Below are 25,793 nucleotides of genomic sequence, written 5' to 3'. Positions count from 1 at the left end.
ATTTGAAGATTTATAAAAATAATTTAGAAGTTGGAGCTGCTAATGGAACATAAATATACTACAAATAATTTTTTGGTTCGTAATGCAATCATTGGAATACATGAATTGTTGGAATGTGATTATAATTCATTTTTAGAAACTATAAGAGAGAATAAGATATTCCAGGAGCAACTATTTGTAGCCAGCAGGAGTTTATATGAATCGCTTCAAAAATATTATAGTGGTGATTCAATGAAAAGGAAAAAAATCAACCAATTATCAGAATCTGTATATAAATATTATAAGCGTAGTAAGGAGCGCTCAACACCATTTGGTTTATTTAGTGAAACTTCAATAGGTTCATTTTCTTCTACAGAGAAATTAAACTTGAATGGAAAAACATTAAAAAAAGTACTCTTGGATTCAGAGTGGTTAATACGTCTAGTTTTTAAGATTGAGAAGGAATATTCTCGAGAATTAGCCTATAAAATAAATCCAGCCAACTATCAATTTGGAGATAGAGTTGTTCAATTGTTTTCTATAAATGATACTAAAATTGAAGAAGTCAACATAAAGTTCACTAAAGTTTATCAACTTATTGATGAGCTTTGTTGTGATAAATATGTATATTTTAACTGTATTATAGAAAAACTTGTTGAATCCTATGGTGAAGAGTATCGAGATATTGCAACATCATATATCATGAGTTTGATTGATAGTCATTTTCTAATTTCAAATATTAATTCAGAATTAATAATGAATTTTAAGTTTGAAGAATTCATTTCTAAAGTCAAAGAAATCGATAAGCAAAATCTTTATTATTTTAAACTAATAGCAATTAGCAACTTAATTGTTGAATATTCTGAATTGGAAATTGGGGATGGGATTGAAAAGCTTCAAGAAATCTACAAGTTAATGTCATCGTTAGTTGAAACTCCTAATTTTCTTCAAATTGATCTTTATAATGATGGTCAAATCCAATTAGGTAATGAAAATAAAACTCAGATAGTAGAATTTGCTGAGTTTCTAGTAAGTAATTCAGATCATGTAAAGCGTACTTATTTAGATGATTATAAAGAAAAATTTTTAGATAAGTACGGAGTAAATAGAGAAGTTCAGTTGATGGAGTTGTTTGATTCTAATTTAGGAATTGGTTCTCCATATGGATATCAGCACCCCAAAAATGATTTCTGGGAATCTTCGCCTTCTACTGTATATTTTAGTGAAAAAGAAGAATTAGAATATCTCAATAATTTTGAAAAAGCCTTAGAAACAGGTGGAAATATTCAACTTTATAATGAAGAAGATTTTTTTAATCAAGACAAAGATAAAATCAATGTAGGATTTGAGTTGTTCTTTTATGTTAATAAAGTAGATGGTAAAAGCGTACTAAGCTTAACTAATACAGGATGTTCTAAGAACTTAGGAGCTAGCTCAGGCAGGTTTTCTATTCTATCAGATAAATTGGAACATTATCATCAAACTATCACTCAAATTGTTGAAAACAATAATCACGTATCAGGGTATAACTCTTGTGAAATAACATTTTTACCAGAGAATCTTCGTCATGCTAATGTTATGCGCACAACAAATGTCAGAGAAAAAGTATTATCACTTTTTACGAATATGGATAAGAGAAGTCAAATTTTATCTGATATATATATTGGTATTGATTCTAAGAATAGTTTTTATGCTAGAAATTTCAAAACTAAGGAACTCTTAAAATTTTATAGTACAAATATGTATAACCAAATGATGTTTAGCAATGAATTACGGTTTTTATGTGAGATAGCTCAAGAAGATCATTTCGGAATATTCCCTTGGGAGATGGTTTATCAAAAATTTTCTCATATTCCTAGAATAGTATTTAAGGACATTATTGTTGCTCCTGAACGTTGGAGGCTTAGTGGAAGGAGGTTGTCGAAGGATATCCATCAGATTATTCTTGAAAACAATCTTCCGACAAAATTTTATGTTGATAACAGTGATAATCGAATATTGATTAACCGTAATAATCCACTAGATAATCAACTTTTTGAAGATATTGTAAGAAAAAGTAGTAATAAAAATGAAGAATTATGTCTATCAGAGTGTATTTTTGATTCACACCTTGTAGAGAAGGAATCTACAACTTATGTTTCTGATATAGTTGTTCCAGTATTTGCTAAGGATGAAATTAAGGAACTTAGGTACATAAAAGAAATATTACCAGAGGTTATTCCGACAAATGTTAGACAGAAAATACCATTTGATGAATGGCTCTACTTTAAATTGTATATGTCGGCAGATAGGCAAGAGGAATTTCTTTCGGATATAATGCCTCAAATTTTGAAGTTAGTAAATTTAGATGATGGGATGAGCTTCTATATCAGATATACTGATCCAAAATTTCATATCCGACTAAGGATAAGAACGCAGAATTTATATAAAAGTTTTGAAAAAATTCAAGAGATTTTTCAACTCTGCATACAAAACAAGTTAATATCAAATATAGATATTTCAACGTATGACAGAGAAATCGAAAGGTATGGGGGACTAGAAAGAATTCCTTTGGTAGAAGAGATTTTTTGTCTAGATACTGAAATAGTCATCAATTCATTAAGTTTAATTCGGCAGAAAAGATTAGATTTAACCATAGATGATTTAGCAATAATATTTAACTACTTTTATCTCAAATCATTTTTTAAAGATAACAATAAAGAAATAATACAATTTTTAGAATTTGCTTGTCCAGAGCATTTAGACAGTCAAAATAGAGATAAAAATAGGAATACTGCATTAATTGATTTGTACTTAATAAAGGGATATTTAATAAATCTTCTTCCAGAACTATCTAAACTATGTCAAAGACTTAAGAAATTATCAGACAGTTGTATTCAATTATTAGATGACTATACATATATCATTTATGATAGTATCATTCATGTACACAATAATCGCTTATTTGGTATAAAGAGAGAAAATGAGACTAAGATTTATGCTATAATTCGCGGATTGATAATCAGTGAAGAATTTAGAAATGGGCACAATCATGGATAAATTTACACTAAAAAATTTTTTTCAAACAATTTTGACAATTCCTAAAACAATAAGATTAATTTTTCGAATAGAAAGAAAATATGCTAGCTATCTAATAATTTTAAACATATTACAATCAATAATTCCTTTAGCAAGCTTATTTATCTATCAAGAATTAATCAATGCTGTTTTAAAAAAAGGAAGTAACATTTTTTCAGTATTAATTGTCTATATATTAATGCAAATGATGCTATCAATACTAAGTCAGTTAAACTCATATATAAGTGAGAAATTTAATATGAACTTGTCCTATAATCTCAATTTGAAGTTATTGAAAAAAACATCATCTCTAAATTTAATAGATTTTGAACAAGCAGATACATATAATCTCATTGAAAATATTGTACAAGATAGTACATATAAGCCGTTCCAACTTTTCAATGCTATCATTGGTGTGATTACAGGGTTTCTATCTTTATTAACAAGTATTATTTATGTGTCCACTTGGAATGTGGCAGTATCGACTTTTTTACTGATAATTCCTGTTATTTCCTTAGTAATTTTTATGCGTGTTGGCCAGCTAGAATTTTTGATTCAATGGGAGCGAGCAAATTCGGAGAGGGAAGTTTGGTACATCAATTATCTTCTTACTCATGATTTTTCATTTAAAGAGATTAAACTAAATGGTATTAGTCAATATTTCATCGATAAATATGGAACATTGAAAAGAAATTTTATGAATCAGGATTTGAATATTTCGAAAAAGAAAGTTCTTTTCAGAGGAAGTTTGGATATTTTATTGAATTTTATTAATGGTATAGCTATTTTTATGATGATACAGTCAATTCGAAGCGGTAAACTTTTAGTAGGTAATTTTGTAAGCCTTATTCAAGCAATAACTCGTGTAAATACCTACTCACAATCTATGATCCAAAATACTTATATCATCTATAACACAAGTTTATTCATGGAACAATTATTTAAATTTTTTGATATGGAAGTAAGTAATATTTCAATTCAGAATAGTAAAATCTCAAGAATTGAAAAGCGCATTGACAAAATAAAAGTCAATAATCTCTCTTTTATCTATCCAGGAAGTGTCAAAAAAACTTTAGAGGATATTAATGTTGAGTTTAATAAGGGTGAACTTGTAGCAATTGTGGGGAAGAATGGTTCTGGTAAGAGTACCTTAGTAAAATTACTATCGGGATTATATCAACCTTCAGAGGGTCAAATATATTATAATAACGAATCTAGTGATGTCCTAGACTTGAGTTATTATCAAAATAATGTTTCTGTTCTTTTTCAGGACTTTGTGAAGTTTGAATTATCTGTGAGAGAAAATATTGGCCTAAGTGATGTAAACAGTATATCTGACTCCAAAATAAAGAAACATATTGATAACTTAAAATTAAATTTCTTAACCGCAGAAAACAATTTCAACCTTAATCAACGTTTAGGGACCTGGTTTAACGATAGTAGACAAATTTCAGGAGGACAATGGCAAAAAGTAGCATTGGCTAGGACTTTCTTCAAGAATGCAAGCATATACATTTTGGATGAACCAAGTTCAGCGCTTGATCCTGTTTCAGAGAAAGAAATATTTGATGAATTTGTAACTCGTTCTAAAGATAAGATTGCTTTGTTTGTGTCACATAATCTAATGGCTGCGAGTAGAGCAGATCGAATTATAGTTATGCAAGATGGACGAATTATTGATGAAGGAAAACATGACGACCTTATAAGTAAATCTAAATATTATAGGGAACTTTACTATTCAGAAAAGTACGAGGAGGAGTCTGATGGATGAAAATAAAGTTATTATTGATTTATCTGAGAAAGTATTTGCTAAATTTGATGAGCAGTTAAAAATATATGCTGAACAACCGAATTATGATTTATTGACCTTGTCTTCCGGTTTACCTGGATTGATATTATTATCTTCAGAATTGACAAGTTTAACTAGTGAAAGAAAATACTCCGTTAGAACGGGTAAATATGTTAACTTTATGGTTAAACAAATGAGAAATTATGGTGTTTTATCGGATTCTTTATTTTCAGGAGTTTCTGGAATTGGAATAAGTATACTTCATTTAGTTGAAGAACACCCAGAATATCATAACTTATTGATTAGTTTTAATGAGTACATTAAGTACTATACGTTAAGTAAGATTGAAAATATAGATATTAAGGAAATCTCTCCTACAGATTATGACATCATAGAAGGAGTATCTGGAGTATTAGTTTATCTTTTATCTCAGGAGCAAGATGAAAATGATTATATAATAAACAGAATTATCAATTTCTTGTCTGAGTTTTCACTAAAAAATTCTACTTTAACAGGCTTCTATGTGGAATCAAAGAATCAAATGTCCAAGACAGAGTCTAAGCTTTATCCGTTAGGATGTCTAAATTTTGGTTTAGCACACGGCCTTGCGGGTGTTGGCGTAATGTTGTCTTATTCAAAATTAAAAGGCTATTCTAATGAAAAATCTATTGCAGCAATCAAAAAAATTATAATGTTATACGAAAAACACGAGTTAAAAAATTATATGTGGAAAGAGGGATTAAGCGATATTGAACTAAAGAAAACAGAAAAAAGCAATTTACAGTATGGATTTATTCGAGATGCGTGGTGCTACGGTAGCCCAGGAATTAGTTTGCTATATCTGTATTCAAGTTTGGCTCTAGAAGATAAGAAACTAAAATCTAAAGCTTGTAACATCTTGAAAGCGTCCATCAGGAGAAGTAATGGTTTGGAACAATCTATTTTATGTCACGGATTTTCTGGAGCAATTGAGATTTGCCTATTTTTTAAAAAAATTTATAAAACAACTGATTTTGATGACTGTATAAAATCTCTTAAGGAAAAGTTAATTAGTGATTTTAGAGAAGACATGACATATGGTTTTAATACTACCGCGGAATTTGAAAATATAAAAACAAAAGATAATCTTGGTTATTTAGATGGAATAATTGGAATTCTGTTAACAATGATCGAACTAAATAACTTAAAGGTTACAACAAATTGGCAAAGGGCACTCTTATTATTTGATGATGTTATAAAGGAGGTGAAGTAGCATGAGGAAAATTTTATTTAGCTTAGTTGTTCTTATTGGAATTTGCACTTTAGTTGCATGTAGATTGGTAGACAATAAAACAATAGAGTTTCATGATCAATCATTTAATCAATTTACATATAAAGGAAATGATTATACAATCATGAATCAAATTGTTGATGAAAATGATCTAGGTACTGTGAAGGAATCTTTTTTTAAAACATTAGTAATTGATAGAAATAGCCAGAAAGTTGTTACTAAAAGTAATAGTGATACAGTATCATTAGTATATAGTGGGCTCTATAATTTTAGTGATGGTTTAGCTATTTCTATAAATGATTCTTATTATAAGGTTTCTTTGAGTTCGGATGTGCAATCCAATAGTGAAATGCTGAGCTTGGAAGAGTTCAATAATAATTCAGCAGGTGGGGAACTTGCAATTGATCCATCTGATTGTAGGAGAGTTAAATTTAATAATAAAAAATTTCGTATTTCATCTGATATTGTATCTGATGATAAACTAAAAGAATTTCTAGGAGTAATAGCAGATTCAAAAACATTTATTTTGAATACGGGACAAGAAATTTCTAAATCAGAACTAAATAAAATAGATTATTCTGGTTCTAATTCTAATGAAAAAAGAGAAGTTTGGGATTACGGAGAAGTTTATTTGTTAGCAGAAGAAGGAACCATAGCTGTTGAGATTAATAATGAATTTAGAATAGCGCGCATAGAATAAATTATAGATTATCTAGGTATTATATTGCTTATATAGCAAAATATCTTATTGTTACCTATAAACAGAAACTTATTAAAATATAGATCAGCAAGTTCAGGAGAGCTTGCTGTTTTTTTACATATATTTTTTATGGGAACAAAAGCACCATATTTTCACTCTTATAGTGGCGAGAACTTCTCAAGCTGAATAAAAAGTGAGAAATATCTATGGTTGAAATAAGGAGCCCTCCTCTTAAGACTTAGAAGAGTCATAAAAGGAGGATGAAATGAAATATTATATTCATGTTAGAGGTAGTAAAATTCCTGTAACAGAAGCAGTTTATAAAAGTTATTGGCAATTGGTAAATCACGAGAAATATCTTAATAGAAAAGATAGGAAATTCGGCATGTTACCTTTTACATCATTCGAAGTAGATGGGTTGCCACTAGAAAATATACTGCCAGATACTACTGTTGATGTTGAAAGTTTTGTAGAAACCAAGCTCCTTATTGAGCAACTAAATGAGGCTTTATTAACCTTATCTGATAAAGAGTTTGAAATTATTGATGCTCTGTATTTTAGAGGACATACCATCAGAGAAGTAGCAATAGAGCACGAGATGTCTGCGACTAGTCTATTTCGGATGAGAAATACAATTTTGGACAACCTACGAAAATTTTTTGAAAGATAACGAAACAGGAGACTAAAAAATTCACTCTTTATAGTGAGAGGAATTTTTAGTCTCTTTTTGCCCATTGACAATTGAATAATTCTAGGTGGGACTTTATTTATTTGTTGAGCAATAGAATGTAATGCGCCAGGAAATGAGCGAAAATCATTTATTCAAAAATAGGATGGTAACCTATCTGCCATGACACAAATAATGATAATGATACTTCTGACCGTTCAGGCTGCCATCGTAAAAGGACAGCGGGTGAAATTCCCATGATTGAACTAACCATTCAAATCCCATCTAGCGTGTAAAAAAACTTAGTGATTTGAAGGAGGAAAGTGTATGAGAACTGCTACATATAAAGATTTAATGAACTTAGGATTTCCTGAACATACCTCTAGAGATATTATTCGTGAAGCTAAAAGAATTGCTGTAAAAAAGTTTGAAGAAGCTCGCAAAGTTGACCATAATGCGGTACAATTAAGTAAATCGCCCTTTGACAATCGAAGACTAGGTATTGCACCAGCAGAAATTGTGGAACAATTAATAGGGATTCCACTTTCTAAATAACATTTAGAAAGTGAGAATCCAAATGGCAACAAAAAGTAGTAAAAAATACAAAGGTGTTTATTGTGATAATAAGGGAAAGATATTTTATCAGATTGATCTTGGAATCGACCCAGTAACAGGCAAAAGGGTACAAAAGAAAGCTAGAAAAAATCAATATGGTAAAACTTTTGAAACGATGAAAGAAGCATATGACGAATTAGTTCGTATAAAATATGAATTTGCCAACAAAGTCAGTTTAGAAAATTACAATATGACTTTTGAAAACTATATGAACACAATTTATTTAAGAGCATATAAGCAAAAAGTTCAGTCTGTGACATATAAGACGGCTCTTCCTCATCATAAACTTTTTATTCAATATTTTGGTTCAAAGCCATTAAAAGCAATAACTCCTAGAGATTGCGAGGCTTTTAGATTGCATATCATAGAAAATTATTCTGAAAACTATGCGAAAAATTTATGGTCAAGGTTTAAAGCTTGTATGGGTTATGCAGAAAGAGTTGGCTATATTTCAGATATGCCTTGTAAAGCATTAGATAATCCTAGAGGTAAGCATCCAGAAACTCCATTTTGGACCTATGCGGAGTTTCAGACATTTATCAAATCATTTGACTTACATGATTATGAAGAATTACAACGATTTACTGCCATCTGGTTATATTATATGACAGGTGTACGAGTGAGTGAAGGTTTATCTTTATGTTGGGAGGATATTGATTTTGATAAAAAATTTCTAAAGGTACATACAACCTTGGAGAAAGATGAAAATGGAAATTGGTATCGTAAAGACCAAACAAAGACTCCAGCAGGTGAACGACTTATTGAATTGGATGATATAACTATTGAAGTACTTCAAGTTTGGCGAAAAAATCAGTTTGCAAATCAAGATACAGATTTTATCATTTCAAGATTTGGAGATCCTTTTTGTAAATCAACCATTTGTCGCATCATCAAACGTAAAGCGCAGCAAGTAGGAGTGCCTATTATAACAGGGAAAGGTCTTAGACATAGTCATGCTTCTTATCTAATAAATGTTTTGAAAAAAGATATTTTATATGTGGCAAGACGAATGGGACATGCTGATAAATCAACAACTTTGAACACATATAGTCATTGGTTTAATGCTTTAGATAAAACAGTTTCTGAAGAAATCACACAAAATATAAAAAGTGCAGGATTGGATTCAATTTTATGCCAAAATTCCTGCCAAACTTCAAATTTATGAACTCAAACCCCTTGATACTGCACATTTAACAGGTTGTGCAATTGTTACTCTTAAATAATAGAGTAACTACTCAAGTAGCTTAACAAATAAAACACTATTCCTCGGAATGGTGTTTTTTGTTAGTTGATTTGATACTAAATTAGTAGTTAGAACCTCCCCACCCCTCTTTTTTTCAGTTTTTTGTTATAATAGTGTTCGAAAAGTGAGGTAGACTAATGGAGTTTAATTTAGAAGAAGTCAAGGTTTTTGAGAACTATGAGATTAGCAAGTGGGAAGAGGGGGAAGTGACCTTAGAGACGCGGGTTGTTGATTCTTCTTTAAATTACTACGGAAATGCTCATGGTGGCTACCTTTTTACTCTCTGCGATCAGGTCAGCGGTCTGGTATCTATTTCGACAGGATTTGAGGCGGTCACGCTCCAGTCCAACATCAACTATCTTCGGGCAGGTCGTCTGGGAGATAAGCTGACTGTTATTGGTTCTTGTGTTCACAATGGTCGTACGACAAAGGTTGTGGACGTTCATATCAAAAATGAAAATGGTGAAATGGTGACAACGGCTATTTTTACCATGTTTGTAACAGGTAAACGTGAAAAATAAAATGGAACTCTCAGACTAGTGCTGAGGGTTTTGTTTTGGGAAGATTTCTATGATATAATACCCTTATGATTTCAGGAATTGTTAACTTAAAAAAAGAGGCTGGCATGACCAGCCACGATGCTGTTTTTAAACTCAGAAAAATTGTACAGGAAAAGAAAATCGGTCATGGAGGTACACTTGATCCGGATGTAACGGGAGTCTTGCCGATTGCGCTTGGGAAAGCTACACGCTTGATTGAGTACATGCAAGAAGAAGGGAAGGTCTACGAAGGAGAGGTCACGCTTGGATTTTCTACTACGACAGAAGATGCTAGTGGAGAAGTAGTTGCAGTGACTCCGGTTGATGAAAAACTGACAGAAGAAGACATTGATCGTGCCATGCAGTCGTTTGTGGGAACCATTACCCAAGTTCCTCCCATGTACTCAGCGGTTAAGGTCAACGGGCGAAAATTGTACGAATATGCTCGTGTCGGGGAGACGGTTGAGCGTCCGCAGCGTGAGATTTCTATTTATGCCTTCGAGCGGACTAGCTTGGTGACTTTTGAAAATGGCTGCGCACGGTTTGATTTTCGAGTAAAATGCGGAAAAGGGACTTATGTACGGACCCTATCTGTGGATTTAGGGAAAAAATTAGGCCTAGAGAGTCATATGTCACGCTTGGTTCGTACGGGTTCAGCTGGAATGTCACTTGATACAGCCGTGACTCTTTCAGAAATTGCAGACCTTGTCGACAAGGATGACTGGTCATTTTTGCAACCGATTGAAAATGGGATTGGAGATTTGCCGATTGTTGAATTAACTGCAGAAGAATTGCGCGAAGTCGGATTCGGTCGCTTTTTAGAGCTGAATCACACTGCGAAACGCTTAGCAGCTTTTCATCAAGGAAAATTAGTGGCAATTTTAGAAAAAAGAGAGCAACTATATAAGCCAAACAAGGTTTTTATAGAAGTTTTTTAGACTAATTTGTGATAAAATAAGGCGTTATGGAAATTATTACAATTAAAAATGAAGAAAATTTGAGAGGGATGGAGCCAACAGTCCTAGTTCTAGGTTACTTTGACGGGATTCACCGTGGGCATCAAGCCCTCTTTTCGCGTGCTCGGGCTATTGCGGATGAAAGGGGACTGACAGTGACTGTACTGACTTTTCCGGAGTCTCCGAAGCTAGCTTTTTTGCGGTTTTCTCAGGACTTGTTGCTGCATTTGACTAGTAGCGAGAAGCGCTATCAACTCATGGAGCAGGCCGGTGTTGACCGATTGATACTCAAAGAGTTTACTAGTGAATTTTCTAAGCACACGGCAGAGGAGTTCGTGGACAAGTACATTACTTCTCTCAATGCTCAAGTTGTCGTGACAGGGTTCGATTATCATTTTGGAAATAGCAGAGCGACAGTAGAAGAGTTGGACCGTTTATTTGCTGGACAGGTCGAGGTTGTCGATGAGGTCCAGTTCGAAGGGGAAAAAATTTCTTCAACCCGCATTCGTCAGGCAATCCTTGAAGGAAATATGGCCTTGGCAAATAAATTACTGGGTTATCCATTTTCGACTGAAGGAATTGTGGTTCATGGTGATGCACGTGGTCGGACAATTGGGTATCCAACTGCCAATCTTGCCCCTTTTGACCGCGTATATTTGCCATCTGATGGTGTTTATGTAGCAGATGTGGAAATTGAAGGTACTATTTATCGGGCCATGGCAAGTGTTGGAAAGAATGTAACCTTTGATGGAACTGAGTTGCGTCTAGAAGCTCATATTTTTGATTTTGAGAAAGAAATCTACGGTGAAAAAATCACCATCTACTGGCTAGACAAGATTCGAGATATGGTCAAATTTTCAGGCATCGAGGAATTGATGGAACAAATGAAAAAAGACGAGACAATTTCTCTTAATTGGAGACCAAGAAAAAGCTTGTAATCACTGTTGAACTATTGTATAATTATATAAGAAGAAATACGTAGAAGGGATGCATATGATTACACTATTCTTATCACCGAGTTGTACAAGTTGTCGTAAAGCACGCGCTTGGTTGACCGGGCATCAAGTACCTTTTACTGAGCATAATATCATGACTAGTCCGTTAACAGCGGATGAATTGCGTAATATTCTGGCTTTAACAGAAAACGGCACAGATGACTTGATTTCAACTCGCTCAAAAATCTTTCAAAAGTTAAATGTCGATGTGGATGAGTTATCCATTTCGCAGTTGATTAGTTTGATTGAAACCTACCCAAGCTTGCTTCGTCGTCCCATTATTTTGGATGAAAAACGGATGCAGATTGGCTTCAACGAGGATGAGATTCGCGCATTTTTGCCAAGGGATTACCGAAAGCAAGAACTGAAAAACGCAACATTACGAGCAGAAATAGGATAGATATGGACAAGAATTATTCATATCCACTTGATTTTTCTTGGAGCACAGAGGAGCTTTCCTCCGTGCTTTCTTTTTTGAATCAAGTGGAAAAAGCAGATGAGGGTGGCGTTGAGGCAAGCATCTTGCTAGAGCGCTATCGTGCATTTAAAGAAGTTGTAAAAAGCAAAGGCCAAGAAAAGCAGATTGATCGTGAATTCCAAGAAGTTTCTGGTTACTCCACCTATCAAGCCGTTCAGGCGGCTAGAGAAAAGCAGAAAGGAGTTCTCCGCCTTGGCAACAGTCGCAGATAAATACACATTTGCTCAGAAAATCGTCAGAGATGCTGGTGGATTTTTGCGTCAACATCTCTACGATGAATTGACAGTTGAAGTCAAATCCAATTTTGCAGATTTGGTAACGCATTTGGATAAGGAAGTACAGACAAGTATGACCCAGCAAATTCTCTCCGCATTTCCAGATGATTTGATTTTTGGCGAAGAGGATGAAAATCGTGCACCGATTGAGAAAGGGAATGTATGGGTTATTGATCCCATTGACGGGACGGTAAATTTTATCGTGCAAAAAACGGATTTTGCGGTGCTGTTGGCTTATTTTGAAGACGGTGTTGGCCTATTTGGTCTTATATATGATGTGACCAATGATTTGCTTTATCATGGCGGGGGCGAGTTTCCGGTCTTGGTCAATGACGAACAGCTACCTTTTAGTACCGACAAGGCGTTTTCACAGGGTTTGATTGGGATAAATGCAGGGCTGGTTGAGCAAAATTATGCAGGTCTAGCCAATTTTTCTCGTCAATTTTTGGGGACACGCTCGATTGGTAGTGCAGGTCTGAGCTTTGCGCATGTTCTTACACAGCGGCTTTTGGTTCATACTTCCTACGTCTACCCTTGGGATTATGCGGCAGCGAGTATTTTAGGCCAAAAGCTGGGCTATGTCCTTTTAAATGTAAACGGAGAAAAGCCAAGTTTTACGGGAAGAGAGCATGTGGTACTCATCGCTAAATCAAAAGTAAATGAAATGAAAAGGTATCTACAGTAATGCAATTACCTGCAAAATTTATTGAAAAATATGAGCAACTACTCGGTCAAGAAGCACAGGCATTTTTTGACAGTTTTGAGCAAGAACCGATTTCTGGTTTTCGGACCAACCCGCTCAAGGAGACGCAGCAAGAGTATGCGGATAAGATTCCCCATATGGAGTGGTCTTATTACGGGAAAGTATCAGGCAAATCCCCTGAGCATGTGACAGGCTTGGTTTATTCGCAAGAACCCGCAGCGCAGGTGGTCGGCCAAGTTGCTCACCCGCAAGCTGAGATGAAGATTCTAGATTTGGCAGCAGCACCAGGTGGCAAGTCCACGCACCTGCTCTCTTATCTAGAAAATACAGGTTTATTAGTCAGCAATGAAATTTCAACCAAACGTTCTAAGATTTTAGTAGAAAACATTGAACGCTTCGGAGCCAGGAATGTGGTGGTAACTAATGAATCTGCGGATCGATTGGAAAAAGTATTTTCAGGTTATTTTGATTTGATCGTGCTAGACGCTCCTTGCTCAGGTGAAGGGATGTTTCGAAAAGATCCTGAAGCCATGCGATATTGGGATGAGAATTATCCAGCTCAATGTGCGGAGCTTCAGCGAGAAATCTTACAAGCAGCCCTGAAAATGCTCCGTCCTGGAGGTAGTCTGATTTACTCGACCTGTACTTGGTCTACAGAGGAGAATGAGGAAGTGATTCAGTGGCTGTTGGATAGCTACGATATGGAGTTAGAGGAACTGGAAAATGTGAACGGGACTATTTCTGGTCTAATTCCGGGAACCTTGCGGATGTACCCTCATCATTTTAAGGGAGAAGGGCAATTTGTAGCCCGTCTTCGCTTATTATCTAGTGAAGTGTCGTCAGAATTCAAGCCAGCTAAGAGTAATCTCAGTCGTGAACAGAGTCAACTCTGGCAAGAATTTGCCAAGGAAAATCTCAAGGTTCAGATCAATGGTACTTTACAGGTATTTGGTGATCAGCTTTATCTATTGCCGGATGGTTTGCCAGATTTGAGTAAGCTGAAAATTGCTCGAAATGGGCTGCATCTAGGGACTTTCAAGAAGAAGCGATTTGAACCTAGTTTTGCTCTGGGACTTGCCTTGCATAGCCAAGAAGTTGTCCGTCGAGTAGACATTTCAGAAGTGGATTTTCAGCAATATGTGGCTGGAAATGTTGTCAAGGTCGCGTCAGATTTACCAAATGGTTGGTATCAAGTGGCGATAAATGGCAATGGTCTCGGCTTTGCGAAAGTGGTCTCAGGAACCTTGAAAAATACCTTCCCAAAAGGCCTTCGATTTCAGGTTTAAAAGGGGCTTGCTTTAAGGAAAAATTCTTTGCATAGCCTCATTTTATGTGTTATAGTAGAACTGTACCGTGACTTGTAAAATTTTTGTAAATCGTCTGATTTTCAAGAACGGTCATAAAAAAAAAAGGATACAAAAGATGAAAAAAAAGCATAAGCTTGGTGCCCTTGCGCTATTGTTGAGTGCGGGGGTTGCCCTAACTGCTTGTTCTAGTTGGATTGATCGTGGTGAGTCTATCACTGCAGTCGGATCAACAGCACTTCAACCTCTGGTAGAAGCCGCTGCAGATGAGTTTGGTAGTACCAATATTGGTAAATCAATCAATGTGCAAGGTGGTGGTTCTGGTACAGGGTTATCACAGGTTCAGTCTGGTGCCGTTGAAATCGGAAACAGCGACCTCTTTGCTGAAGAAAAAGATGGGATTGACGAAAGCAAGTTGAAGGATTATCAAGTAGCTGTAGCTGGTTTGGCTGTTATCGTAAATAAAAAAGTTGATGTGAAAGATATTACTACGGAAGAACTCCGCAAAATCTTCACAGGAGAAATTACCAACTGGAAAGAACTAGGCGGAAAAGACTTGGATATTTCTATCATCAACCGTGCATCTAGTTCTGGTTCTCGTGCGACCTTCGATGCAGTTGTCATGGATGGTCAATCTGCCGTTCAGAGTCAAGAGCAAGATTCAAACGGGATGGTTAAGTCTATCGTAGCTCAAACACCAGGTGCGATTTCTTACCTAGCCTTTGCTTATCTAGACGACTCAGTTAAAACGATTAAGCTGAACGGTTACAAACCAACCGCTGAGAATGTCACAACAAATAATTGGCCAATTTGGTCATATGAGCATATGTACACACGAGGCTCTGAGGACAAATTAACCAAAGAATTTATCGAATACATGATGTCTGAAGAAGTGCAAGGTGGTATTGTATCAAGCATGGGTTACATTTCAATCCATGATATGAAAGTGACGAAGGATGCTAACGGAAAAGTTAGCAAGATTGGAGAGTAAATATGAAAAACGAAGAACTCGCGAAAAAATTGGCTTCTCCATCGAAAAATTCTCGCTTGGAGCGCTTTGGAAAAACAATCACTTTTCTTTGCTTAGCCTTGATTGTTTTTATTGTCTTTATGATTTTGATTTTCGTTGCCCAACGTGGTTTGTCTACCTTCTTTGTAGACGGCGTTAATCTAGCTGATTTCTTGTTCGGTTCAAAATGGGAACCAAGTGCCAAAATTTTTGGTGCACTTCCAATGATTTCAGGTTCCTTTATTGTAACGATTTTATCAGCAGTAGTCGCAACACCGATTGCCATTGGAGCAGCTGTCTTTATGACTGAAATTTCTCCGAAGCGTGGTGCTAAAATTCTGCAACCTGTTATCGAGTTGTTGGTCGGTATTCCATCCGTTGTTTATGGATTTATCGGTCTTCAAGTCGTGGTACCTTTTGTTCGTAGTATTTTTGGTGGTACTGGTTTTGGAATTTTGTCAGGGGTCTTTGTCCTCTTTGTTATGATTCTGCCAACAGTAACCTTTATGACTGTAGATAGCTTGAAGGCTGTACCTCGCCATTACCGTGAGGCTAGCTTGGCTATGGGAGCAACCCGTTGGCAAACCATTTGGCGCGTTGTCTTAAACGCTGCAAAACCTGGTATTTTCACTGCAGTCATCTTCGGTATGGCTCGTGCATTTGGTGAGGCTTTGGCCATTCAGATGGTGGTGGGTAACTCAGCAGTTGTTCCAACTTCATTGACAACGCCAGCGGCAACCTTGACTTCTGTCCTAACCATGGGAATTGGTAATACTGTAATGGGAACTGTCCAAAATAATGTTTTGTGGTCACTCGCCTTGGTATTGTTGCTCATGAGTTTGGTCTTCAATATGATTATGAAATTGATTACAAGAGAGGGTAAGAAAAACTATGCACGCTAAAAAAATGGATAAGTTGGCAACGGGCATTCTTTATGCTATTGCCTCCGTTATCGTCTTGATTTTGACCTCTCTGATTCTCTATATCTTGCTCAGAGGGATTCCGCATATCAGTTGGCATTTCTTGACAGGGAAATCATCTTCTTACCAAGCTGGTGGAGGGATTGGAATTCAACTCTATAATTCCTTCTTCCTGTTAGTCGTAACCTTGCTCATCTCTGTTCCATTGTCAACAGGAGCAGGTATCTACTTGGCTGAATATGCTAAAAAAGGACCAGTGGCAAACTTCATTCGTACGTGTATTGAGATTTTGTCTTCACTTCCATCAGTGGTCGTTGGTCTCTTTGGTTATTTGATTTTCGTTGTTCAGTTTGAATATGGATTTTCTATCCTTTCAGGTGCCTTGGCGCTAACTGTCTTTAACTTGCCACAAATGACTCGTACTGTAGAAGATAGTTTGCGTACGGTTCACCACACGCAACGTGAAGCAGGTCTGGCACTTGGATTGTCACGTTGGGAATCTGTCCTTCATGTTGTTATTCCCGAAGCTCTTCCTGGTATCGTAACTGGTATCGTCCTTGCTTCTGGTCGTATCTTTGGTGAAGCAGCCGCCCTCATTTATACAGCTGGTCAGTCAGCACCAGCGCTTGATTGGTCTAACTGGAATCCACTTTCTGTAACCAGCCCAATCTCTATCTTCCGTCAGTCAGAAACCTTGGCTGTACACATTTGGAAGGTAAATAGTGAAGGTACTATTCCTGATGCGACGCAAGTGTCGGCAGGAAGTGCAGCAGTGCTCTTGATTTTCATTTTGATTTTCAACTTAGCTGCGCGCCGCTTGGGTAGCATTCTTCACGCCAAATTGACTTCCGCTTCTTAAAAGGAGAAGAAATGACTGAATATAACTGGAATGAACGCCATATCATTACCTTTCCTCAGGAAAAAATTGCTCTTGAAACCAAAGACCTTCATGTCTACTATGGTGGAAAAGAAGCCAACAAGGGAATCGATATGCAGTTTGAAAAAAATAAAATTACGGCCTTGATTGGACCATCTGGATGTGGGAAATCAACTTACCTCCGTAGTTTGAACCGCATGAATGACACCATCGATATTGCCAAAGTAACGGGTGAAATTCTTTATCACGGCATCGATGTCAATCGTCCTGATATGAATGTCTATGAAATTCGTAAGCATATCGGTATGGTGTTCCAACGTCCGAATCCATTTGCCAAATCTATTTACAACAATATCACCTTTGCACATGAACGTATGGGGGTGAAAGACAAGCAAGTATTGGATGAAATCGTAGAAACATCTCTGAAACAAGCTGCTCTTTGGGACCAAGTCAAGGATGACTTGCACAAGTCTGCTTTGACCTTATCAGGTGGTCAGCAACAACGTTTGTGTATCGCTCGTGCGATTTCTGTAAAACCAGATATCCTTCTTATGGATGAGCCGGCTTCAGCCCTTGACCCAATTGCCACTATGCAACTGGAAGAAACCATGTTTGAACTGAAAAAGGATTATACCATTATCATCGTGACACACAACATGCAACAGGCCGCTCGTGCGAGTGACTATACGGCATTCTTCTATTTGGGAGACTTGATCGAGTATGACAAGACTGCCAATATTTTCCAAAATGCCAAGTTGAAGTCTACAAGTGACTATGTATCAGGCCACTTTGGTTAGAAAGGGATAAAATGACAGAACCGATTATTCAAGTAAAAGATTTATCTGTTTATTACAACCAGAAAAAAGCCCTCAACAGCGTGTCAATTGATTTTTATCCGAATAAGATTACAACTCTCATTGGACCTTCAGGTTCAGGGAAATCAACACTTTTACGTTCTATCAACCGCATGGGTGACTTGAACCCAGAAGTGACCTTGACAGGAGCTATTAATTACAATGGTCGCAACATCTACAGTCCACGGACAGATACAGTAGACTTGCGTAAGGAAATTGGGATGGTTTTCCAACAACCCAATCCTTTCCCAATGTCTATCTATGAAAATGTGGTCTACGGCTTGCGAATCAACGGGATTAAGGACAAGCAAATCTTGGATGAAGCTGTTGAAACCTCTTTGATTGGGGCATCTATCTGGGATGAGGTGAAAGATCGTCTTCATGATTCTGCACTTGGTTTGTCAGGTGGTCAGCAGCAACGTGTCTGTGTGGCTCGGGTATTGGCAACCAGTCCAAAAGTGATTCTTTTAGACGAACCAACATCAGCCCTTGACCCTATTTCTGCAGGTAAAATTGAAGATACCCTTTATGGATTGAAAGAAAAATATACCATGGTAGTAGTCACACGTTCTATGCAGCAGGCATCACGTATTTCGGACTACACTGGTTTCTTCTTGGACGGTGATTTGGTTGAATACAACACAACTAAGGACATGTTCTTGAACCCAGCAAATAAAGAAACTGAAGACTATATTACAGGTAAATTTGGCTAGAAATTAGTCAAGAGAAGAAAGAGGCCACAATGTTACGTTCACAATTTGAAGAAGAATTAGCGAAATTGCACAATCAATTCTATGCAATGGGAAATGAAGTCCTAGGACAAATCAACAAAACGGTTCGCGCTTTCATTACTCACGACCGTGAGATGGCAAAAGAAGTGATTGAAGCAGATGCGAAAATCAATGATTTTGAGGTGAAATTGGAGCAAAAATCACTTGAAATTATTGCTCTCCAACAACCAGTTTCAACAGACCTCCGTACGGTTATCACTGTTTTGAAAGCAACCAGCGATATCGAGCGTATGGGTGACCATGCTGCTGCGATTGCTGAAGCAACTATCCGTATGAAAGGTGAATTGCGTATCCCAGAAGTTGAGCAAGAAATCAATAAAATGGGTAAAGAAGTGCGTAAATTTGTTGAATCTGTCTTGGATTTGTATCTCAACAGTGGAAACGAAGAGCAAGCTTACGAAATTGCTGCTCATGATGAAATCGTCAACCATTACTTTGATAGCATCCGTGAATTGGCAACTGCCGAAATTCGTAAAAATCCAGATGCCATTATTGCAGGTCGCGATTATTACCAAGTCATTTCTTACTTGGAACGAATTGGTGATTATGCTAAAAATATCTGTGAGTGGGTTTGCTACATCAATACAGGTAAAATTACAGAATTATAATAAAAATGAAAAAACCGGGAGACCGGTTTTTTTTGCTGCCTTTATTTTTCTTCTCATGTAAACGTTTCAGTCTCTTGCATTCTGTTTTCAGAGTAGTAGACTAGTAGGTGAGGTGTTTTCATGAAATTATACGTGCAATTAATGATTATTTTGTGTTTTTCATTTGCTGGTGAGGCGATTTCGACTTTGTTTCACTTGCCAGTTCCTGGTAGTATTATCGGTTTGCTCTTGCTTTTTATTGCCCTAGAAATGAAATGGATTCGTTTGCGGCATATTGATAAGGTGGGGAGTTTCCTTTTGGCGAATATGACCATTCTCTTTTTACCACCTACTGTTGGGATTATGGAGAATTTCACAGCTATCAAACCTTATTTACTTCCGATTAGTTTGATTATTGGTGGAGCTTTGGTCTTAAATATGGTGGTTATTGCATTTGTTGTTGGCTTCATCAAAAATCGGTACGAAGGCGACTTTGAGGAGGGCAAGTAAATGGCAGAGCTATTTTCGAGCCCAATGTTTGGGCTTATGGCCAGTATCGTGGCTTATTTTATAGGAATGATGATTTTTAGACGGTTTCCGCATCCGTTGACTACGCCTTTATTGCTTGCTACGGTGATTTTGATTGCTTTCTTGAAATTTTTAGGTATTTCTTACAAGGATTATTACGTTGGCGGGTCGTATCTAACCACTCTTATCGCCCCTTCAACGGTAGCGCTAGCCATTCCTCTCTATCGGACTTTTCATCTGATGAAGCATCATGTACGTAGTATTTTATTGTCAAGTTTTCTAGCTTGTCTGGCCAATACTTGCTCTACGGCTGCTATTGCGAAAGTTTTTGGGATGAATTATTTTCTAGCTATTTCTCTTTTTCCAAAATCCGTGACGACAGCTATGGCGATTGGAATTACGGATAAGATGGGTGGAATGATGACCATTACCCTGGTCGTAGTCGTTATCACTGGAATACTGACCAGTGCCCTCGGGCCAGTTATCTTGAAAGTGCTGAAAGTAGAAGATCCTGTGGTGATTGGCTTGGCCTTGGGAGGGACAGGACATGCTGTGGGAACAGGAGCTGCGCTACAATATGGACGAGTGGCAGGAGCCATGGCTGGCTTGTCAATTGGTATTACAGGTATCATGTACGTCCTTGTCAGTCCAATAGTGGCGCAGTTGATTTTAAAGTAAATAAATAGAGGCTAGGACAAAGTTCCTAGCCCATTTTTGTCTATAAAATTTGTAAAATAATCTGTGCCCAAAACCAACTTAGAGGCATGACCAAGATCATGGCAGGTATCATATTTGCCACTGGAAAGAGTTTGACTTGAATCATCCTAAAACCAGTTGCCAGCATGAGAAATCCACCGCAAGCTTTGAAATCAGCTTGTTGTCATAGGGACAATAAAGCGAGCCAGATAAAAGAGAAGGGTGAAAAAGAGGAATTGGGGAATAGCGATTAAAGATACGATATAGCCCAGATTGCAGGCAAATATCGCGGCTGTGAAAAAGTCTAAAATTGACTTTGAGATGAGAATAGTCGCATCTCCTGACATACCGGCATCCAAACTACCATAAATTCCAGTGCCGCTAGCACAAAAGAGGACGATAACAGTCAATAAGCTAGCTAAAAATTCTTCATGAGGTATGTCCCGTGGCTGTTCAGGCAGGATTTTAGTCATAGCCTTTTCCATCAAAAGTCCTACTTGGTTGATTTTATCGCCCAAGTTTAAAACCAATCCTAAGCCTGTTCCGATAACGAGGGAAAAAATGACAGCGGGCATAAATTTCATTCCAGCGATGGAGGCGATTCCCATGCCCATCGAGCAAATTCCAAAAATTAGATTGATTTGTGTTTTAAATTCTTCCGTCAGTTTGTGTCCAACCAAGCCGCCCAAAATCCCTCCAAAAACGATGGAGAGAGAGTTTATAATCACGCCAGTTGGCATATGGTATCTCCTCAATTTTTTATCTTGTTCTATTTTATCACTGAAAAACAGAATTTCAAGGGTATTTCAACAATTTATGTAAAAAAATACAAATATTGAAATTGAGTTGATTTTTTTATCAAAAAATTCTGAAAAATATGAAAATTATGTCTACCTTAGCTAAAGAATTAGTGTAAAATAACATAAATATTCAAATCTATGAGAGAAGATAGACGAAGTCTATGGTTTAAGACAAGAGACAGAGAGCGCCTAAGGGTGAGACGGTGTGCAATCCTTGAACCCCACATTCTCGAGTGCTTCGGCGAAGCTGGTTGGTACAGTGTGTAGTATAAGTCGGGTGGCTTCGTTAGCGACTAGGAGTCTCGAACTTCATGAGGGTTATCAAGCGATTGATGGCCGAATAAAGGTGGAACCACGTTTTCAGCGTCCTTACAAATGTATTTTTGTGAGGATTTTTTCTACTCTCATGACAAGAAAGGAAGAACGATGATAAGAGGACTAAGACAAATCGATGCTTATGTTGCTGGCGCTCAGCCAAGTGGTGACAAGATGATTAAACTGAACACCAACGAGAATGCTTATGAGCCTAGCCCAAAGGTGCTAGAGGCGTTTGCTCATTTTGATGGGAATTGTTTGCGTAAATATTCAAGTTTGGACCAGGCTGTGTTTCGAGAGGCTTTATCTAAGCAACTTCAAGTTCCGGCTGACCAAATTATCGTCGGAAATGGCTCAGATGATATCTTATCTATGGCCTTTCTAGCTTTCTTTAATGACGATTTACCAGTGCTTTTTCCAGACTTAACTTACGGATTTTACAAGGTATGGGCTGACCTTTATCATATTCCATTTAAGGAGATTCCTTTGACAGCGGACTTTAAGATTGATGGGGCAGACTATCACGTGCCAAATGGAGGTATCATCATCACAGATCCAAATGCGCCAACGGGTATTTTCAAACCTTTGGACGAGATTGAGAAAATTATTCAGGCTAATCAGGATGTGGTGGTTATTGTAGATGAAGCCTATATCAATTTTGGTGGTCAGACAGCTCTTCCCTTGCTTGAAAAATACGATAATCTTTTCATCACGCGAACGTTCTCAAAAGATGCTGCTTTTGCTGGTTTGCGGGTTGGATACGGTATCGGAAACCCCAGGCTCATAGCAGTTATCAATGCTATCAAGAATTCTGTCAATCCCTATAACCTTGATGCTCTTGCTGAGAAATTAGCGACAGTTGCGGTAGAAGACTGGCCTTACTACGAGGGGACTTGTCAGAAAATCATGACGACTCGTGATTGGTTTGCACAAGAATTAGTTGATTTGGGCTTTGAGGTGCTACCAAGTCAGACCAATTTTGTCTTGACTAGGCCGCAGACCGTTAGTGCCAGCCATTTGTTCTAAAAACTACAAGAAAAAGAAATCTATGTCTGCTATTTTCCAAAGGTAGCGAGGCTCAAGGACTACCTTCGCATTTCCATCGGAACGCAGGCGGAAATGGAAGAAGTGGTGTCGGAAATCAGGAGGATTTGCGGATGAAGAAGACGACCTTGCCGCAGGGCATGCATGATAAGTTGTTTAAGCGAGCGCGGGTGACCTACAAGATTGAACACGCTATCAGCGATTCGCTGATGGAAAAGGGGCTTAATCGGATTGAGACGCCGATCATGGAGCATTTCGAGGTTTTTTCGAATCAGGTATCCAGTCAACACTACAATCTGTTTGATACGGAAGGACAGCTCTTGAGTTTGAGACCAGATGTGACTAGTCAAATTCGGGTAAGGTATTTCAACGTCACGAAGACCTGGGAGGACTGACAAATGAACACACACAGGCAGGTGTGGAAATGATTGGCTATCCAGTGCAACTAGCTGTCGAAGAAGTTCTCTTGTCTGCCAAGGAAGCCTTGGATGTGGCAAAATTGGACCAAGTAACGTTTGAATTATCCCATGCGGCCATTTTAGAAACGGTCTTTGAAAGTATGACGCTTGCTTATAATGAATTACAGAATTTTAAGCAGGCAATCCAAGATAAGAATGTGACCGGGCTGAAGGAATTTACCCTGGCGCATCCGAGTGAATTTGATGGCTTTATCAGTCAGCTTCCGTTCTTGTTTGAGGATTGGAAAGAGGCGCTGGAGCAGGCGCGTAAGCCCGTGCCTTATTATACAGGACTCATGTTCAAAGTCTTTGGCGATAAGGTGCCGGATGCTTTTGTTTCTGGTGGGCGTTATGACAAGCTCTTTGAACGTTTTGGTGCCAAGGAATTGACAGCGATTGGTTGAGCCATTGACATTGACTCGGTTTACCAAGCGGTGCATGATCGTTTTGAAAGTGAGGTGGCGCATGGCTAAGCCTGTAACCATCGCCCTGACCAAGGGGCGTATTGAAAAATCGACGATTGACTTGTTGGAAAAGGCTGGTTTTGACATGACTTTCATGGCAGACAAGGGACGCCATTTGATTTTTGATAGCCCGGATGGCAAGTTCCGCTTTTTATTGATTAAGGCGCCTGATGTGACCACTTATGTGTGTCATGGGGTGGCTGACTTGGGTGTGGTTGGAAAGGATGTGCTCATCGAACATCCGACGGGCTATCTTGAAATGTTGGATCTGAATTTTGGACTTTGTAAATTTGCGGTGGCATCAACGGCAGACTACGGCCCGTCTGATCATAAGCGCAAGCGTATTGCGACCAAATATCCGACCGTGGCGACACATCACTTTGCCCAAAAAGGGTGAAGATGTGGAAATCATTTCCATCCAAGGGTCAGTTGAGATTGCGCCTGTCATTGGCTTAGCAGATGTTATTGTCGATATCGTGGAGACTGGTTCAACTTTGGTGGCTAATGGTCTTGAAGTTTATGAAGATATTTGTCGGATTTCAGCTCGGCTCATTGTCAATAAGGCTGCGCTGAAAAATCATGCAGCGGTTTTGCCTTTCATTCAGACCTTGGAAGGCTTGGTAGGAGATAGAGAGGTGGCTTTCAAATGAAGCGATTAAGTGGAACTCAGCCGTCAAAATGAAGATGTCGAAGCAACTGTTCGTGATATTATTGAGGCGGTTAAGACGCGTGGTGATGACGTTTTGCGTGATTATAGTAAACAGTTTGATGGCATTGACCTAGCTGATTTCGAAGTGGTTCAAGATTTGATTGACCAAGCTTTTGAGGATGTGGACCAAGCGGTCTTGTCAGCGCTTGAAAATGCCAAGGCTAACATCGAATCTTACCACCGCCAACAATTGGAGACTGGCTTTGAAGACCAACCTTCTGATGGGGTTATCCGTGGGCAACTCATCCGCCCTATTGAGCGTGTGGGGGGTACGTTCCTGGTGGGACGGCAGCCTATCCGTCATCTGTCCTCATGAATGTCATTCCAGCCAAGATTGTGGGTGTCAAGGAAATCATCATGATTACACCACCGCAAGAAAACTTTGTGCCAGCGATTTTGGTGGCGGCAAAACTTGCTGGAGTGGACAAGATTTACCAAGTTGGTGGTGCTCAAAGGGTGGCAGCGCTAGCTTATAGCACGGAGACGATTCCCAAAAGTCGATAAAATCACTGGACCTGGTAATATCTTTGTAGCGACTACCAAGAAGCAGGTCTATGGACTGGTCGGTATCGACATGATTGCGGGGCCTTCTGAAATTGGCGTTATCGCTGATAGTTCTGCCAATTCCAAGTATGTGGCGGCGGACCTTCTATCTCAGGCTGAACACGATAAAAGAGCGCGAGCTATTTTGGTTACGGATTCGGAAAAATTGACAGAGCAGGTTGAAACAGAAATTCAGAGACAGCTACTTGATTTGCCTAGACAGGAGATTGCGCGTACGTCTGTGGAAAATAATGGGCGAATCATCATTGCACCAGATGCGGACAGCATGTTTGATCTCATGAATCAAGTCGCCCTAGAATACTTGGAAATCGCTATGGAAAATGCCTATGCCTACTTGGACAAGGTGGGAAATGCAGGCTCAATCTTCCTCGGTCACTACACCAGTGAACCAATCGGCGATTACTATGCGGGTGCTAACCACATCCTTCCGACGACAGCAACCAGCCGTTTTTCATCAGCTCTAGGAGTACATAACTTCGTCAAACGTATCCAGTACACCCAATACAGCAAGGCAGCTGTCAAGTTTCTTTCATTTGGCAAGAGCGACCAAACACCAAAACTAGCTTTTCGTTCTCTGTCGCAAATTGGGGAATATTTCAAGAGTGGC

At 38.0% G+C, this 25,793-nt stretch carries 22 protein-coding genes and 5 pseudogenes; 26 read left to right on the top strand and 1 reads right to left on the bottom strand.

The features are described from left to right. The first annotated feature begins 42 nt into the window (after positions 1-42). From J2T50_RS09855 to J2T50_RS09750, 22 genes are all read left to right on the top strand, one after another. Positions 43-3,018 carry a lantibiotic dehydratase gene (locus J2T50_RS09855; protein WP_253366193.1) on the top strand — a complete coding sequence of 992 codons (2,976 nt, stop codon included), beginning with the start codon at positions 43-45 and terminating at the stop codon, positions 3,016-3,018. Further along, positions 3,011-4,807, top strand: a complete 1,797-nt coding sequence (locus J2T50_RS09850) for an ABC transporter ATP-binding protein (protein ID WP_253366192.1) — start codon at positions 3,011-3,013, stop codon at positions 4,805-4,807. Before J2T50_RS09855 ends, J2T50_RS09850 begins: the two co-directional genes overlap by 8 nt. Continuing rightward, complete coding sequence (locus tag J2T50_RS09845; RefSeq protein WP_253366191.1) at positions 4,800-6,077, top strand: lanthionine synthetase C family protein; 1,278 nt, start codon at positions 4,800-4,802, stop codon at positions 6,075-6,077. The genes J2T50_RS09850 and J2T50_RS09845 overlap by 8 nt, the downstream gene beginning before the upstream one ends. Before the next feature lies 1 nt (position 6,078). Then, complete coding sequence (locus J2T50_RS09840) at positions 6,079-6,795, top strand: NisI/SpaI family lantibiotic immunity lipoprotein (protein WP_253366190.1); 717 nt, start codon at positions 6,079-6,081, stop codon at positions 6,793-6,795. Between the two features lie 265 nt (positions 6,796-7,060). After that, entirely contained in the window at positions 7,061-7,465 is a 405-nt protein-coding gene (locus tag J2T50_RS09835; protein ID WP_013851898.1) for a sigma-70 RNA polymerase sigma factor region 4 domain-containing protein, read from the top strand. A 324-nt stretch (positions 7,466-7,789) separates the two neighbouring features. After that, positions 7,790-8,017, top strand: coding sequence for a DUF3173 family protein (locus J2T50_RS09830; protein WP_001258320.1), 228 nt, complete (start codon positions 7,790-7,792; stop codon positions 8,015-8,017). Positions 8,018-8,039: 22 nt separating this feature from the next. Next, positions 8,040-9,242 (top strand): tyrosine-type recombinase/integrase, encoded by a 1,203-nt coding sequence (locus tag J2T50_RS09825; protein ID WP_253366189.1) that lies wholly within the window; start codon positions 8,040-8,042, stop codon positions 9,240-9,242. 215 nt (positions 9,243-9,457) lie between these two features. Further along, the gene (locus J2T50_RS09820; protein WP_253366188.1) at positions 9,458-9,841 is read left to right on the top strand and encodes a PaaI family thioesterase; all 384 of its coding nucleotides are present in this window, start codon (positions 9,458-9,460) and stop codon (positions 9,839-9,841) included. 65 nt (positions 9,842-9,906) lie between these two features. Continuing rightward, positions 9,907-10,797: a tRNA pseudouridine(55) synthase TruB gene (gene truB, locus J2T50_RS09815; RefSeq protein ID WP_301282895.1), complete on the top strand. Its 891-nt coding sequence runs from the start codon at positions 9,907-9,909 to the stop codon at positions 10,795-10,797. Positions 10,798-10,823: 26 nt separating this feature from the next. Continuing rightward, positions 10,824-11,753, top strand: coding sequence for a bifunctional riboflavin kinase/FAD synthetase (locus J2T50_RS09810; RefSeq protein WP_253366187.1), 930 nt, complete (start codon positions 10,824-10,826; stop codon positions 11,751-11,753). A 55-nt stretch (positions 11,754-11,808) separates the two neighbouring features. Further along, positions 11,809-12,210, top strand: coding sequence for a Spx/MgsR family RNA polymerase-binding regulatory protein (locus tag J2T50_RS09805; RefSeq protein WP_253366183.1), 402 nt, complete (start codon positions 11,809-11,811; stop codon positions 12,208-12,210). Positions 12,211-12,212: 2 nt separating this feature from the next. Further along, on the top strand, positions 12,213-12,500 hold the full coding sequence (locus J2T50_RS09800; RefSeq protein ID WP_253366181.1) for a UPF0223 family protein: 288 nt from the start codon (positions 12,213-12,215) through the stop codon (positions 12,498-12,500). Next, the gene (locus J2T50_RS09795; protein ID WP_253366179.1) at positions 12,481-13,248 is read left to right on the top strand and encodes an inositol monophosphatase family protein; all 768 of its coding nucleotides are present in this window, start codon (positions 12,481-12,483) and stop codon (positions 13,246-13,248) included. Before J2T50_RS09800 ends, J2T50_RS09795 begins: the two co-directional genes overlap by 20 nt. Then, positions 13,248-14,552, top strand: coding sequence for an RsmF rRNA methyltransferase first C-terminal domain-containing protein (locus tag J2T50_RS09790; RefSeq protein ID WP_253366177.1), 1,305 nt, complete (start codon positions 13,248-13,250; stop codon positions 14,550-14,552). Before J2T50_RS09795 ends, J2T50_RS09790 begins: the two co-directional genes overlap by 1 nt. A gap of 136 nt (positions 14,553-14,688) precedes the next feature. After that, positions 14,689-15,561: a phosphate ABC transporter substrate-binding protein PstS family protein gene (locus J2T50_RS09785; RefSeq protein WP_253366173.1), complete on the top strand. Its 873-nt coding sequence runs from the start codon at positions 14,689-14,691 to the stop codon at positions 15,559-15,561. 2 nt (positions 15,562-15,563) lie between these two features. Continuing rightward, positions 15,564-16,481 carry a phosphate ABC transporter permease subunit PstC gene (gene pstC, locus J2T50_RS09780; RefSeq protein ID WP_253366162.1) on the top strand — a complete coding sequence of 306 codons (918 nt, stop codon included), beginning with the start codon at positions 15,564-15,566 and terminating at the stop codon, positions 16,479-16,481. Continuing rightward, entirely contained in the window at positions 16,471-17,358 is an 888-nt protein-coding gene (pstA, locus tag J2T50_RS09775) for a phosphate ABC transporter permease PstA (RefSeq protein ID WP_253366160.1), read from the top strand. Before pstC ends, pstA begins: the two co-directional genes overlap by 11 nt. A gap of 11 nt (positions 17,359-17,369) precedes the next feature. Further along, positions 17,370-18,173 carry a phosphate ABC transporter ATP-binding protein PstB gene (gene pstB, locus J2T50_RS09770; protein WP_253366153.1) on the top strand — a complete coding sequence of 268 codons (804 nt, stop codon included), beginning with the start codon at positions 17,370-17,372 and terminating at the stop codon, positions 18,171-18,173. Between the two features lie 11 nt (positions 18,174-18,184). Continuing rightward, positions 18,185-18,943 (top strand): phosphate ABC transporter ATP-binding protein PstB, encoded by a 759-nt coding sequence (gene pstB / locus J2T50_RS09765; RefSeq protein WP_253366151.1) that lies wholly within the window; start codon positions 18,185-18,187, stop codon positions 18,941-18,943. 29 nt (positions 18,944-18,972) lie between these two features. Further along, the gene (gene phoU / locus J2T50_RS09760) at positions 18,973-19,629 is read left to right on the top strand and encodes a phosphate signaling complex protein PhoU (protein WP_253366149.1); all 657 of its coding nucleotides are present in this window, start codon (positions 18,973-18,975) and stop codon (positions 19,627-19,629) included. A 120-nt stretch (positions 19,630-19,749) separates the two neighbouring features. Beyond that, complete coding sequence (locus tag J2T50_RS09755) at positions 19,750-20,118, top strand: CidA/LrgA family protein (RefSeq protein WP_253366147.1); 369 nt, start codon at positions 19,750-19,752, stop codon at positions 20,116-20,118. Further along, entirely contained in the window at positions 20,119-20,814 is a 696-nt protein-coding gene (locus tag J2T50_RS09750; protein WP_253366145.1) for an LrgB family protein, read from the top strand. A gap of 40 nt (positions 20,815-20,854) precedes the next feature. On the opposite strand, the pseudogene J2T50_RS09745 reads toward J2T50_RS09750, so the two are convergent. After that, positions 20,855-21,572, bottom strand: a pseudogene (locus tag J2T50_RS09745) (DUF554 domain-containing protein). 486 nt (positions 21,573-22,058) lie between these two features. On the opposite strand from J2T50_RS09745, the pseudogene hisC reads away from it, so the two are divergent. The 4 pseudogenes from hisC to hisD form a co-directional block, all read left to right on the top strand. Next, positions 22,059-23,108 (top strand): annotated as a pseudogene (gene hisC, locus J2T50_RS09740) (histidinol-phosphate transaminase). Further along, positions 23,105-23,853 (top strand): annotated as a pseudogene (locus tag J2T50_RS09735) (ATP phosphoribosyltransferase regulatory subunit). Before hisC ends, J2T50_RS09735 begins: the two co-directional pseudogenes overlap by 4 nt. A 61-nt stretch (positions 23,854-23,914) precedes the next feature. Beyond that, positions 23,915-24,563 (top strand): annotated as a pseudogene (gene hisG, locus J2T50_RS09730) (ATP phosphoribosyltransferase). A gap of 9 nt (positions 24,564-24,572) precedes the next feature. Next, positions 24,573-25,706, top strand: a pseudogene (gene hisD, locus J2T50_RS09725) (histidinol dehydrogenase); the annotation flags it as partial. Positions 25,707-25,793: the final 87 nt, after the last annotated feature.

Origin of the sequence: Streptococcus gallinaceus (assembly GCF_024170225.1) — a bacterium.
GTDB classification, from domain to species: Bacteria; Bacillota; Bacilli; order Lactobacillales; family Streptococcaceae; genus Streptococcus; species Streptococcus gallinaceus.
This window is presented reverse-complemented; position numbering and strand designations above follow the sequence as displayed.

Bases quoted from the DNA above. Each gene is read 5' to 3' on its own strand.
- J2T50_RS09805 (WP_253366183.1), top strand. From the start codon at position 11,809: ATGATTACACTATTCTTATCACCGAGTTGTACAAGTTGTCGTAAAGCA.
- J2T50_RS09750 (WP_253366145.1), top strand. From the start codon at position 20,119: ATGGCAGAGCTATTTTCGAGCCCAATGTTTGGGCTTATGGCCAGTATC.
- J2T50_RS09820 (WP_253366188.1), top strand. From the start codon at position 9,458: ATGGAGTTTAATTTAGAAGAAGTCAAGGTTTTTGAGAACTATGAGATT.
- pstA (WP_253366160.1), top strand. From the start codon at position 16,471: ATGCACGCTAAAAAAATGGATAAGTTGGCAACGGGCATTCTTTATGCT.
- J2T50_RS09810 (WP_253366187.1), top strand. From the start codon at position 10,824: ATGGAAATTATTACAATTAAAAATGAAGAAAATTTGAGAGGGATGGAG.
- J2T50_RS09755 (WP_253366147.1), top strand. From the start codon at position 19,750: ATGAAATTATACGTGCAATTAATGATTATTTTGTGTTTTTCATTTGCT.
- J2T50_RS09855 (WP_253366193.1), top strand. From the start codon at position 43: ATGGAACATAAATATACTACAAATAATTTTTTGGTTCGTAATGCAATC.
- J2T50_RS09840 (WP_253366190.1), top strand. From the start codon at position 6,079: ATGAGGAAAATTTTATTTAGCTTAGTTGTTCTTATTGGAATTTGCACT.
- J2T50_RS09800 (WP_253366181.1), top strand. From the start codon at position 12,213: ATGGACAAGAATTATTCATATCCACTTGATTTTTCTTGGAGCACAGAG.
- J2T50_RS09835 (WP_013851898.1), top strand. From the start codon at position 7,061: ATGAAATATTATATTCATGTTAGAGGTAGTAAAATTCCTGTAACAGAA.
- pstB (WP_253366153.1), top strand. From the start codon at position 17,370: ATGACTGAATATAACTGGAATGAACGCCATATCATTACCTTTCCTCAG.
- pstB (WP_253366151.1), top strand. From the start codon at position 18,185: ATGACAGAACCGATTATTCAAGTAAAAGATTTATCTGTTTATTACAAC.
- J2T50_RS09790 (WP_253366177.1), top strand. From the start codon at position 13,248: ATGCAATTACCTGCAAAATTTATTGAAAAATATGAGCAACTACTCGGT.
- J2T50_RS09830 (WP_001258320.1), top strand. From the start codon at position 7,790: ATGAGAACTGCTACATATAAAGATTTAATGAACTTAGGATTTCCTGAA.
- J2T50_RS09845 (WP_253366191.1), top strand. From the start codon at position 4,800: ATGGATGAAAATAAAGTTATTATTGATTTATCTGAGAAAGTATTTGCT.
- J2T50_RS09825 (WP_253366189.1), top strand. From the start codon at position 8,040: ATGGCAACAAAAAGTAGTAAAAAATACAAAGGTGTTTATTGTGATAAT.
- truB (WP_301282895.1), top strand. From the start codon at position 9,907: ATGATTTCAGGAATTGTTAACTTAAAAAAAGAGGCTGGCATGACCAGC.
- phoU (WP_253366149.1), top strand. From the start codon at position 18,973: ATGTTACGTTCACAATTTGAAGAAGAATTAGCGAAATTGCACAATCAA.
- J2T50_RS09785 (WP_253366173.1), top strand. From the start codon at position 14,689: ATGAAAAAAAAGCATAAGCTTGGTGCCCTTGCGCTATTGTTGAGTGCG.
- pstC (WP_253366162.1), top strand. From the start codon at position 15,564: ATGAAAAACGAAGAACTCGCGAAAAAATTGGCTTCTCCATCGAAAAAT.
- J2T50_RS09850 (WP_253366192.1), top strand. From the start codon at position 3,011: ATGGATAAATTTACACTAAAAAATTTTTTTCAAACAATTTTGACAATT.